The 12,152-nt window shown below is 61.1% G+C and carries 8 protein-coding genes; 4 read left to right on the top strand and 4 right to left on the bottom strand.

The window, feature by feature from the left end; translation table 11 throughout:
• Positions 1-37: 37 nt before the first annotated feature.
• On the bottom strand, positions 38-2,515 hold the full coding sequence (locus tag DDF78_RS00880) for a phosphoketolase (protein ID WP_152579844.1): 2,478 nt from the start codon (positions 2,513-2,515) through the stop codon (positions 38-40).
• 569 nt (positions 2,516-3,084) lie between these two features.
• On the opposite strand from DDF78_RS00880, the gene guaA reads away from it, so the two are divergent.
• The gene (gene guaA, locus DDF78_RS00885) at positions 3,085-4,647 is read left to right on the top strand and encodes a glutamine-hydrolyzing GMP synthase (RefSeq protein ID WP_152579843.1); all 1,563 of its coding nucleotides are present in this window, start codon (positions 3,085-3,087) and stop codon (positions 4,645-4,647) included.
• 51 nt (positions 4,648-4,698) lie between these two features.
• On the opposite strand, the gene DDF78_RS00890 is transcribed toward guaA, so the two are convergent.
• Together DDF78_RS00890 and DDF78_RS00895 are read right to left on the bottom strand one after the other, a co-directional pair.
• Positions 4,699-5,337: a response regulator transcription factor gene (locus tag DDF78_RS00890; RefSeq protein ID WP_152579842.1), complete on the bottom strand. Its 639-nt coding sequence runs from the start codon at positions 5,335-5,337 to the stop codon at positions 4,699-4,701.
• A gap of 50 nt (positions 5,338-5,387) precedes the next feature.
• On the bottom strand, positions 5,388-6,863 hold the full coding sequence (locus tag DDF78_RS00895) for a sensor histidine kinase (protein ID WP_237564495.1): 1,476 nt from the start codon (positions 6,861-6,863) through the stop codon (positions 5,388-5,390).
• Between the two features lie 229 nt (positions 6,864-7,092).
• On the opposite strand from DDF78_RS00895, the gene DDF78_RS00900 reads away from it, so the two are divergent.
• Genes DDF78_RS00900 through DDF78_RS00910 form a run of 3 tightly spaced genes read left to right on the top strand, consistent with a single transcriptional unit; the run spans position 7,093 to position 10,602 of the window.
• Positions 7,093-8,076 carry an ABC transporter ATP-binding protein gene (locus DDF78_RS00900; protein ID WP_152579841.1) on the top strand — a complete coding sequence of 328 codons (984 nt, stop codon included), beginning with the start codon at positions 7,093-7,095 and terminating at the stop codon, positions 8,074-8,076.
• A gap of 8 nt (positions 8,077-8,084) precedes the next feature.
• A complete protein-coding gene (locus DDF78_RS00905) occupies positions 8,085-9,275 on the top strand; it encodes an ABC transporter permease (protein WP_152579840.1) in 1,191 nt (396 codons plus the stop codon).
• Positions 9,262-10,602, top strand: a complete 1,341-nt coding sequence (locus DDF78_RS00910) for an ABC transporter permease (RefSeq protein ID WP_152579839.1) — start codon at positions 9,262-9,264, stop codon at positions 10,600-10,602. Before DDF78_RS00905 ends, DDF78_RS00910 begins: the two co-directional genes overlap by 14 nt.
• Before the next feature lie 100 nt (positions 10,603-10,702).
• Here DDF78_RS00910 and DDF78_RS00915 read toward each other — a convergent pair whose 3' ends face one another.
• Positions 10,703-12,028, bottom strand: coding sequence for a phosphotransferase (locus DDF78_RS00915; RefSeq protein WP_152579838.1), 1,326 nt, complete (start codon positions 12,026-12,028; stop codon positions 10,703-10,705).
• Positions 12,029-12,152: the final 124 nt, after the last annotated feature.

Below are 12,152 nucleotides of genomic sequence, written 5' to 3' on the forward strand. Positions count from 1 at the left end.
TCGCTTGCAATAAGCGTCATGCTGTCATTCGCATTGACTACTCGTTGTCGCCCGCAGTCGCAGCGGTCGCGGTAACCGCGCCCGGCTTCTCGGTCTTGACGCCCGACCACACCCAGTCGGTGTAATCCGGGTGATCGTAGCCCTTGTCGACGGCGAACTGGAAGGCTTCGTCGCGGAAGGCCTCCAGCTTGTCGATGTCGGCAGCGTACTTGTCGGCGTCGACCATGCGCAGCGCCTCGGCGGTGAGCTCATAGCGGTCGATGTCGTTGACGCGCACCATGTCGTACGGCGTGGTGGTCGAGCCCTGCTCCTTGTAGCCGTGAACGTTGAAGCTATCGTGGTTCGGGCGATCGAAGATCAGGCCGCGCACGTCATGCGCATAGGAGTGGTAAGCGAACAGCACAGGCTTGTCAGCGGTGAACAGGTCGGCGAACTCCTCGTCGGAGAGGGCCTCGTTGTTCTCCTTGGCGGACTGCAGCTTGAGCAGATCCACCACGTTGACGATCTTGTACTTGATGCCGAACTCGTTGAGCTTGTCGGCAGCAGCCATGATCTCCTGTGCGGGGACGTCGCCTGCGGAAGCAAGGACGATTTGCGCTTCGTCATTGCTCTTGGCGGTCGAAGCCCAATCCCACTCGGCAGCGCCCTTTTCGAGCTCTGCACGAGCTTCGTCAAGGGACAGCCAGGTTGCGGCTGGCTGCTTGCCGGCGATGATCGCGTTGATCGCGTTGGTCGACTTGTACACGCGCTCGCCCACAGCCAGCAGCATGTTGGAATCGACGGGGAAGTAGATGTTCACAACGTGATCGTTGTTGAACGTCTTGTTCAGCAGCACCGAGGTGACGCCCGGATCCTGATGCGAGAAGCCGTTGTGGTCCTGACGCCAGACGTGCGAGGAGACCAGCAGGTTCATCGAGGAGATCGGCTTGCGCCACGGAATCTCGCGCACGGTGGCCTCAAGCCACTTCGCATGCTGGTTGAGCATGGAATCGATCACGTGCACGAAGGACTCGTAGGAGCTCCAGATGCCGTGGCGACCGGTGAGCAGGTAAGCCTCGAGGAAGCCTTCCATCTGATGCTCGGAAAGCTGCTCGGTGACCTGGCCGGTGACAGCCATATGCTCATCGACCTGGCTCGACAGGTAGCCGGCATCCCACTGCTTGTTGGTCACTTCATAAGCGGCCTGCAGACGGTTCGACGCGGTCTCGTCCGGTCCGAAGATACGGAACGAATCCGGGTTGAGCTTGATGATGTCACGGGTGTAGGTGCCGAGCTTGCGGGTGGCCTCAAGCTGGCCCCAGCCATGGCCGAACTCCTTGACTTCCTTGACTTCGTAGTCTTCGAGCCTGGGCAGAACGAGTTCCTTGCGGATGCGTCCGCCGTTGGCGTTCGGGTTCTCGCCGATGCGCAGTTCGCCTTCGGGCATGAACGCAGTGACGTCATCCTTCAGAGCGCCCTTCTCGTCGAAGAGCTCTTCCGGCTTGTAGGTCTTCAGCCAGTTCTTGAGAACCTCGAAGTGCTCCTCGGTGTCGCGGGCCGAAGCCAGCGGAACCTGGTGAGCGCGCCAGGAACCCTCGGTCTTCTTGCCGTCGATGAACTTCGGGCAGGTCCAGCCCTTGGGAGTGCGGAAAATGATCATCGGGTAGAACGGACGAGTCATATCGTCGGTCTGCGCCGTGGCCTTGATGTCGCAGATCTCGTCGAAGATGGACTCGAACAGATCAGCGAAGCGACGGTGGATCGAGAGATGGTCCTCGTTGTCGAAGCCGGCAACGAACTCGTAGGGCTCGTAGCCCATGCCGTGGAAGAAGTCGTGCAGCTCTTCATCGGAGATGCGCGAGAGGATGGTCGGGTTGGCAATCTTGTAACCGTTGAGGTGCAGGATCGGCAGCACGATGCCGTCGGTGCGCGGGTTGACGAGCTTGTTGGACTGCCAGCCGGTGGCCAGCGGGCCGGTCTCGGCCTCGCCATCACCGACGATGGCAGGCACGAACAGGCTCGGGTTGTTCATCACGGCGCCGTAGGCGTGGCTCAGCGCGTAGCCCAGCTCGCCACCTTCGTGGATCGAGCCCGGGGTCTCAGGCGCGTAGTGGGAGGGGATGCCACCAGGATAGGAGAACTGGCGGAAGAACTTCTGCAGACCTTCCTCATCCTTGGTGATATTCGGGAAGTACTCGGTATAGGTGCCGTCGATGTAGGACTGCGCTGTTCCTGCAGGGCCGCCGTGGCCGGGTCCCATGATGATCACGGTGTTCTGCTGGTGATCAGCGATGAGGCGGTTGATGTGGCCGATGAGGAAGTTCAGACCCGGGGTGGTTCCCCAGTGACCCACCAGGCGGTGCTTCACATCTTCACGAGTGAAGGGCTCCTTCATCAAGGGATTGCTGCGAAGATAAATCTGGCCAATGGACAGATAATTGGCTGCACGCCAATACTTGTCGATGCCTTCGAGGGCGTCCTCGGAAACTGGAGCGTCAAGCTTCTTCCAAGGGGTGCCAATAACAGGACTCGTCATATGTACTCCTGTACTCCTGCACAATGCTGTGCGATTGGTTATTGTTTCAGGAAAGGATTCCGCCAAACCTTGCGATTACAGTGGTTTCCAATCCCAATCGAGTCCTATCGTATGTGATGTGGGCGACTTTTGGACGTTTTTTTGCAGGTATGTTTGAAATTGTTTCCTTTAATTCATCTTTTGTTTATTGCCATCGATTGTTTGTGCATCTCGGGAATCAACAAAGAAAGTTATAGATTGGCTTTATAGCAACGTTGTGAGCGTTTCGCACGAATTTCCCTGCGTTCGTTTCGCTATTGCTTCATCGTTATGGTCGGCGGCGTGTTGTTTCGTTTCTGTTAGCTTTCGTTCGCATAGATTGTTGCGATGTTCAGCGTGTCGTGGAGCGACCGGTGCTAGGTTGCCTGTGCTAAGTCGGCGGCAGGGCACACGGCACCGCATCGCCGCATCCTCGTGGCTTCATCGCATTGGCATTGTCGTCTCGAAACGCCACAATGGAGCCGTTCCCATATAATGAGGTCGTTCATACAACCCGTCTTGACCAATTCATGTATCGATAGGAAGTTTCCATGGCAACAGGTCCTGTGCTCGTCGTTGATTTCGGTGCCCAGTACGCGCAGCTTATCGCTCGGCGCGTGCGCGAGGCTCGCGTGTATTCGGAGCTTGTGCCCCATTCGATGCCGGTCGACGAGATGCTGGCCAAGGATCCCAAGGCCATCATCCTTTCCGGCGGACCGGCCTCGGTCTATGAGCCGGGGGCACCGGGCATCGATGCGAAGATATTCTCCGCAGGCGTTCCCGTGCTCGGCATCTGCTATGGCTTCCAGGTCATGGCCCACGAGCTTGGCGGCACGGTTGACAAGGCCGCGCAGGGCGAATACGGCAAAACCGAGGCGAGCATCGATCGCGCTGATGGCGTGCTTGCCGGCTCTCCGGCCGATCAGAGCACGTGGATGAGCCACGGCGTCGCCGTCGAAAGCGCACCGGAGGGCTTCGAGGTGCTCGCGCATACGCAGGGCGCGCCGGTAGCCGCGATGCAGGACGCTTCGCGCGGGCTGTACGGCGTGCAGTGGCATCCGGAGGTCAAGCACACGCCGCTGGGGCAGAATCTCATCGAAACTTTCCTGCATCGCTGCGCGGGCCTTCCCGACGACTGGGATGCCTCGGGCATCATCGAGGATCAGGTCGCCAAAATCCGCGCCAAGGTGGGCGATGCGCAGGTTATCTGCGGTCTGTCCGGCGGTGTTGATTCCGCAGTGGCTGCGGCGCTGGTGCACAAGGCTATCGGCGAGCAGCTCACCTGCGTGTTCGTGGATCACGGCCTGCTGCGCAAGGGCGAGGTCGAGCAGGTCAAGCATGACTTCGTCGCCGCGACCGGCATCAAGCTCATCGCCGTCGATGCCGCCGACGATTTCCTTGAGGCGCTCAAAGGCGCGAAGGAACCCGAGCGCAAGCGCAAGATCATCGGCGAGAAGTTCATCCGCACCTTCGAGAAGGCGCAGGCCCAGGTCATCGAAGAGGCCGGCGCGCAGGGCAAAGAGGTCAAGTTCCTCGTGCAGGGGACGCTGTATCCGGACGTCGTGGAGTCCGGCGGCGGCGACGGCGCGGCGAACATCAAATCGCACCATAATGTTGGCGGCCTGCCCAAGGACATCACCTTCGAATTGATCGAGCCGCTGCGCACTCTGTTCAAGGACGAGGTGCGGGCCATCGGCACCGAGCTGGGCCTGCCCGATGAGATCGTGTGGCGCCAGCCGTTCCCCGGCCCCGGCTTGGGCATCCGCATCATCGGCGAAATCACCAAGGAACGGCTCGAGCTGCTGCGCGAGGCCGACGCCATCGCTCGCGAAGAGCTTTCCAAGGCCGGTCTCGACCGCGACATCTGGCAGTGCCCGGTCGTGCTGCTCGCCGATGTGCATTCGGTCGGCGTCCAAGGCGACGAGCGCACCTATGGCTCGCCCATCGTCCTGCGCCCGGTCAGCTCCGAAGATGCGATGACGGCCGACTGGTCGCGCGTCCCGTACGATGTGCTGGCCACGATCTCCACGCGCATCACCAACGAATGCCCCGGCATCAACCGCGTGGCGCTCGACTGCACCTCCAAGCCGCCGGCCACCATTGAGTGGGAGTGAGCGCCTAGGCGCACTGTCGCTGTGCTGGATGTCGCTAGTCGCGGCAAGCTGTCAGCGGCGTTGCACGTCAATCCATGCCACGGCCAGCTGGGTGCGGTTGGCCATGCCAAGCTTGTCGAGGATGCCGCTGATGCGGTTGCGCACCGTGCCTTCGCTGAGGAACAGCTGATGGGCAATATCGCGGTTGTCCAAACCCTGCGAAACCAGCTCGGCGATGTCTCGTTCCCGCTCGCTGAGCGCATCAGAGAGCCGCTGTTGGCCGGATTCCGCTTCGTTGCCGGGGAGCTGCAGCGTATCCAGCACTTGCGAGCCCAGCACAACCTGACCGGCCATGACCGCCAGTATCGCCGGGGCCACCGATTTCACGTCCTGCTTGATGAGATAGCCTTTCGCGCCCAAGGAAAGCGCCTGTGCGATGTAGCTTTTGTCGGCAAAGGTCGTGAGAAACAGAATACGGGCTGCTTTGTCCCGCTGCAGAATGCGCCGGGCCGCCTCCAAGCCGTCGGTGCCGGGCATCTGGATATCGAGCAGCAGCACATCGGGGCGGTTCGCCGGGTCCTGTTCGTAAAGGCGCACGGCGTCATCGCCGTTGTCGGCGGTCCAGAGCACTTCAGCGGTGCCGCTCGCCGTTACGATGGTGTACAGCGATGAGCAGACAATGGGGTCGTCGTCGACGATGGCTGTTTTCATGATGATGCATCCTTTGGCGTGATTAGCGTGCTGTGATTATCGTATTGCTCTTACTGCGTTGTGACTGCTGTGGGGGCCGCTAGCGTGGAGATCGCTGCGCTTGCGCGATTCGCAACTCCGTGTTGTATATCGTTGTCAGTTCCTGCGTGGCCGCTACTGTCTGCATCGCCCATGCCTGCGGTTGCGCCGCTACGTTCGTGCTTGGTCCACGGCGCCTTGGGAATCGAGACGAAAACCCGCCAGCCAGTGCCGTAATGGCCGCACAACGAGGTGCCGCCAAGCGTGCGCACCCGCGTCTCGATATCGGCCAGCCCCATGCCGCGCGCATTGCCGGAAATGCCGTCGCCGCTTGGCTGCAGGCTGGAATGGTCGCCGGCGCTGCCGATGCCGCTGGTGCCGATGTCACTGGCGTCGCCGATACCGCTGGTGCGACTGATGCCACCGATGTCAGCGGAGGATGCAGCCGAAGCGCCTGCACCGCGTCCGGTCTCACCTGAATCGAATACCACCAGCTGCCATAGCGCTGGGTAATCCCGCAGCGTCACCGTGGCTGTGCGGGCTGCGCTGTGCCGCACCACATTGGTCAGGGCCTCGCGAATCACGCTGATCAGGCAGCGGGCCACCGGCGCGGGGACCTGTGCGATGCCGTTGTCCACGGTAACAGCGAAGCCGGGAGAGACTTCGTCGAAGGAGCGGATGGTCTCGTCGAGCTGCCTGCCGAAATCGGTTCCATGGTCATCAAGGTCGTGGACTGATTTGCGAATCATCGTCATCGCCTCGTCAAGTGTCGTGCAGATTGCAGCGAGATGCTGCGCGGACTCAGCATCGCCCCGGGCTTCGGCCACGACCGTGGACGCCTGCGCCTGCATGATGCCACGCGTGAGCAGATGACCGACATTGTCATGGATTTCGCGGGCTATGCGCGTGCGTTCATCCAAGGTGGCGGCACGCACCGATCGGCCGCGTTCCTGCTCGCTGTCGGCCATGGTTATGCGCCAGCGACGCCGCATGGCGCGGAATCGGTCTTTTTCGTCTCGGACCACGGACTCCATCATGGCGTTGCGCAGCCCCAGTGCACCTGCTGCGAAGCCTAGAATCGCTAGGGCGATCATGCTGACGGCATGCATCCGATCCATGTCGGAAACGAACAGCAGCGAGCAGGCCAGCGGCACAGTCCATAGCCAACGCTGGGCCTTGCACAGCCGCGTGAACAGGGGCGTGCGAGCCACGGATATGGAGGACTGGCCAGGCGAACGCGCCGCATCGTAGGCGATGATGGGGATGAATAGGGTGAAATGCGGGATGGCGATTGCCAACGCTGAGAAAACCGCAGCGGGCAGTCCTGAGCGCGACGGGCGCACCAGCAGCAGCCACTGCGCCAATGCGGAGCAGGAAATCGCGAGCAGGGCACCGACAAGTCGAGAAACGGGAATGTCATTGGTGACCGGTAGGAATGCGGCGAGCAGGCACACCGCCACAAGCGCTGCCTTGCAGGCAATCTCATGCGTTTTGTGTCCGCTTTCCACACTCTGAGCGTAGCAGCTTAAGCGGCGCAGCGGAAAGGGATGCAACTGGCCGAGTCACGCAAAAAGCCATGAAGAAAGCCATGGAAAAGCCATGGCAATGCGCCCATGACGACAGTCGTGACAAATGTCATCGTCATGGGATGGTTTCGTGACGACACTCATCATGCCCGGTCTCGTGCCGTAGGGGAATATGGAGTCATCAGGCACATATCATCGGGAAAGGAACGTCATGGGTAACACTGTGAACCTCATGGATGGCACTGCTGCCGAGTCCGCCTCGTCGGCGGTGCTCGTGAACGGGCTGGTCAAGCGCTATGGCGATATGGTCGCGTTGGACTACCTCGATCTTGACGTGCACGAGGGCGAGATCTTCGGCCTGCTCGGGCCGAATGGGTCGGGCAAATCCACCGCGATCAACTGCATTCTGGCGCTGCTCACCTACGATGCGGGGTCGGTGCGCGTGCTTGGCGATGCGATGACGCCGACCTCGTACGCGCTCAAGCGCCGCATTGGCGTCGTGCCGCAGAATGTGGCGGTGTTCAACGAACTGAGCGTTGAGCAGAACATCGACTACTTTTGCTCGCTGTATGTCAAGGAGAAGCCTCGCCGCAAGGCGCTCGTCGAAGAGGCGCTGGACTTCGTGGGGCTACGCGAATTCCGCCGATTCCGCCCAGGCAAACTCTCCGGAGGGTTGCTGCGGCGGCTAAACATCGCCTGCGGCATCGCGCACCAGCCCGATCTGATCATCTTCGACGAGCCGACCGTCGCCGTCGACCCGCAGAGCCGCAATGCGATTCTCGAAGGCATCCAACGGCTTAACGCCGCTGGCACCACGGTGATCTACACCAGCCACTACATGGAGGAGGTCGAGCAGATATGCGACCGCATTCTCATCATGGACCACGGCAGGCAGATCGCGCTGGGAACCGCGCAGGAGCTCAAAGACATGATTTCGATCGGCGAGCAAATCAGCGTGGGAACCCTCGATCTTAGCGAACGGGCGCTGGGCGATGTGCGCCAGCTGGCTGCCGTCATCGACGCGCATTACGACGGCAAGGAACTCGTGGTCCGCTGCGGCAGAGGCGAGCACAATCTCATCGATGTGCTGGGACTGCTCGAGCGCGAACATGCCACCATCGGCCATATCGCCTCACGGGCTCCGACACTCAACGACGTCTTTCTCGAAATAACCGGCAAAGGCCTGAGGGATTAGGAGGAGCCATGTGGACGACATTCCTGGTGCAGATCAAAACGCTGGCGCGACAGCGCGGCACCATCTTCTGGGTGATGGTCTTCCCGATACTGCTGGCCGGGCTTCTCTACGGCATGTTCAGTTCGCTGGACAAGGCCTACGTCACCGAGACTCAGTCAGTCGCCGTGGTGCAGGATTCGGCATGGAACACGAATGAGCAGGCGGATGCGCTCGTCGACGCTCTGGCCCGCGGCGGGAAGAACACCGCGCTTATCGCCAGACATGATGTGGAGAGCACCGCGCAGGCGATCGACTTGGTGAACTCCGGCGAGGCTATAGGCTATCTGAGCATCGACAGCGCAGGTGAATTCTCGCTGGCGATTTCGGATAATGCGGCCAACACAAGCGATTACGCCCGCGAGCTGACGATCAGCGTGCTGAACAATGCGATAACGCGCGCCAACGAGTCGCGCTCGCTGAGCTCTTCGATTGGCGAAAGCCGCCCACAGGCTTTTACCAACCCCAAAGTCATCGCCAGTATCGCGTCGAACGACGCATTCACGCGCGAGACGACGCTGACCCACACCAAGCCGGACCCTGCAGCGCGGTACTATTACGCTCTGCTGGGCATGGCATGCCTCATGTCGATGTCGCTCGCCATCACATCCATCGCGAGCTCCCAAGCCAATCTTTCGCCGCTCGGAGCCCGCCGGGCGCTCGCCCCGCTGCCCAAGCACAGGCTTGTGCTCTCAGCGTTCCTCGCAGCATGGCTTATGGCGTTCGCATGCATGTCAATCGCTTTCTTCGTCATCAGAGTCCCGTTCGGCGTGCGCGTGGGAGGGCGCGAAACTGCGGCATTCGCAGGCCTTGCCGTCGCCACATTCATGTCGTCGGCGCTTGGCTCCATGTTCGGCGCCATTCCGCGCATACCGTTAGGACAGAAGCTGAGCATCTGCAGCGCCTTCAGCTCCATAGCCGCCCTGTTCGCCGGGCTGTACGGGGAGCCGGCCATGAAGCTGGGCGACTTCGTGCAGCGCGAGGCGCCTGTGCTTTCCGGCCTCAACCCGGCGAGGCAGGTCTCCCTGCTGTTCTACGACATCCTCTACTACGACAGCTACGCGCCCTACCTGCGCACGGTAGGCATGCTTGCCGCTATGGGGCTGTTCTTCCTTGCCATCGCCATCATCCTGCTCAGGAGGCAACGCTATGAGTACCTTTAACACCGCAATGCGCATCGTCTGGCGGCACAAGTCCTATCTGCTCATCTACTTGGTGGGATTGAGCGTCATGATGGTCGCGATGCTGCTCGGGACTGTCGGCGGCGGTGCCAGAACCGCTGACGGGACGCCCTCATATGCTCCGAGACGAGCACAGGTCGCGGTGGTGGATCGTGACGGCAACCGGGGAGGAGTGGCACAAGGTCTGCGTGAATATCTGTCCGCCAGCGCCGATCTCATCGATGTCGACGATACGACGCAAAGCCTGCAGGATGCGGTGACGACCAATCGCGTGGACTATGTGCTCATCATCCCGAATGGGTACGTGCGCAATTTCGCGGACAAGGCCGCGCAGGGCGAGGCTATTGAACCGCTTGACACCGTGACGAGCTACACCTCGGCCGTGGGAGCAATGGCCAATATGCGGGTGCAGGGCTTCTTCGCCTCATTGCGCACGGCATACCTCGCGCAGATTGCCGGCGCAAATGGCGTTGTTGCCGGTGATATTGCCACAGCCAATGCGCCGGCTGCCGTGACCGACATGGCGAAAGCCGTCGCGCAGGTCGTACGCACTGCCAAAGGGCCGCAGGCACGCACGCAGGTGAAGGTGGTGCAAGCCGAAGGCGAGGCTTCGCGCTATGCCAAGCGGGTATACGCCTCCGGGCTGAAATTCGGGGGATACCCGATTGTGGCCTCCATGATTATGGTGATCTCGCTGGTGGTTGGCATATTCGGGCTTCCCGAGACACGCCGACGGGCAAGCGCCTCGCCGCTAAAGCCCTTGGAAAGCAGCGTGTCGCTGCTTTCCGCCTGCGCTGTCGTCGGAATCGGAACTGCGTTGTACTATCTGGCGCTGTGTTTGGGGCCGGTTGGCTATCTTGGCGGCGACCTTGCCGCGATTGGCGCTGGTCCTGTGCTCATGGGCGCGGGAACGATGCTGGCCTATATCGTCGTTGCCATTTCGATCGGCTTCGTGCTCGGGCAGTTCGGCGTTTCCGAGGGGTCGGCGAACGGCTTCGCGAATATAGTCGGCTTGATCATCGTCTTCACCTCGGGTATCTGGTTCGATCCCTCGATGATGCCTGCCACCTTGATTGCCATAGGCAAGATGCTGCCCGGCTGGTGGTATGCCGATGCCATCGACCGAGCTCTGGGCACCGGCGCGTATCTGGGCGACGCTGCGAATGTCGCGGGCTGGGCGTCATCGACCGCACTGCTGCTGCTTTTCGCCTTCGCGCTGCTGTGCATCGGGCTGGCTGTCGGCGCGGTACGCCGCAGAAGGCCAGGCGCGATGGCTGCCGGCGTCACCGTGCTCTCCAGCGTCGTGTGATAGGCGTTCGACGTGCGTGGCAGAGAAGAGCACGGGTTGTAGCGTCTGTTGCGATGCGACGGGATTGCTGCCACGATGCCGCTGCAGAAGCGCAAAAGCGTTAGCTCCGAACGAGCCTGCGGATGCCGTTAAGCGGGATGGCGATCCAGCTGGGCCGGAACTTCGCTTCGTACTGCAGCTCGTACAAGGCCTTTTCCAATTCGTAGGCGGTGATCATGCGGGCGTCCGCCGCGGATATGGCTCTGCAGCTGCGATATCCTGCCAGGAACGCGGTTCTTGCCGCGTCCAGCCAATCGGCGTCGAAAGCGCCGGACGATTCGGCGGCGTAGTCGAAGGAACGCAGCATGCCTGCGATGTCGCGGGCGGGGGAGTCGGGCTTGCTGCGCTCGGCGATGGGCCGCAGCGGCTCTCCTTCGAAGTCGACGACATTCCAAGCCCCGTTGGAGCCCAGCAACAGTTGGCCCAGATGCAGATCGCCATGGACTCGAATGGCTTTCGCCGGCGAGCTGTCATTGGCATTGCCGTCCGCATCGGTCAGTATGCGAATCGTCGATTCGATAGCCGAAACGTCCTGCTGGGACAGCGCTCCGTCAATTTCGGCTGCGGCCGACAATGACGTGTTCAGGCGCTGTTTCAGATTCTCGTTCGACGGGCCTGCACTGCTGCCGAACGCCTCTTCGAGCCGGTTGTGCATGTGCGCAATCAACGCGCCGATCTGCGTCGAAACAGGAGTCGGATCATCGCCGCGCTTCGCCATAGATTGCAGAGTAACGAAGCCGTCCTGTGCGTCGTTCACGGCATCAGCGATGACAATGGCGCATGCCGAGCCGCCGAGCGCATCATGTTCGAGATAGCTGTAGGCGTTCAGGCGTGGAATGCCTTCCCAGTCGCCAAGAGCCGACGGCAGCTGCACCTCGGGATGCTCTCCGCAATGCAGCACGCGGAACACTTTGGCGATCAGCGGCTGGTCATCGCCAAGCAGCAATACCGAGGTGTTGGATTGCTCGACGCCCATCGGCTTAATCAGGCTCGTGGCGCGGTCAAGCCGTTCGCGCGTCTGCTGCTCGGTTTCGTCGCGAGCGGGAATGAGCGTGGCGGACTTCGCCCATGCACGCCAGAACTCCGGCTCGGCGGTGCCATCGAACAGCGCGAAACCGTTGACAGCGCCAATTGCCTGAATGTCATTCTGGCTGTCATGGTGCATGGTGTCATGTGTTTCGCGATGTTGCGCTCTGGCCAGCAACGGAAGCTGCACGATGAGTTCTGATTCGCTGATCTTCAGCAGCGCTATGGTGACATGGGAATCCGCTGAATCGTGGAGCGGCACCTCGCCAACGACTTCGGCGGGCTGCTTGGGGTCGACGGGCCACCAGCGCTTGCCTTGCGCCCAAGGGAGTATCGCCGCAGACCAATCTTCAATGTTCACAAGAGCCTTCTTTTCCGTTGCGCTTCCGTTGTGTCAGCCGGCAGCATTGCCGAGTCTCTTACAAATTAACATATTGAAGAGTTGTCTGAGTGCAGCGCAAGTCGCCGATTCGCATTCGGGAACG

This window comes from Bifidobacterium tibiigranuli (assembly GCF_009371885.1).
GTDB lineage: Bacteria > Actinomycetota > Actinomycetes > Actinomycetales > Bifidobacteriaceae > Bifidobacterium > Bifidobacterium tibiigranuli.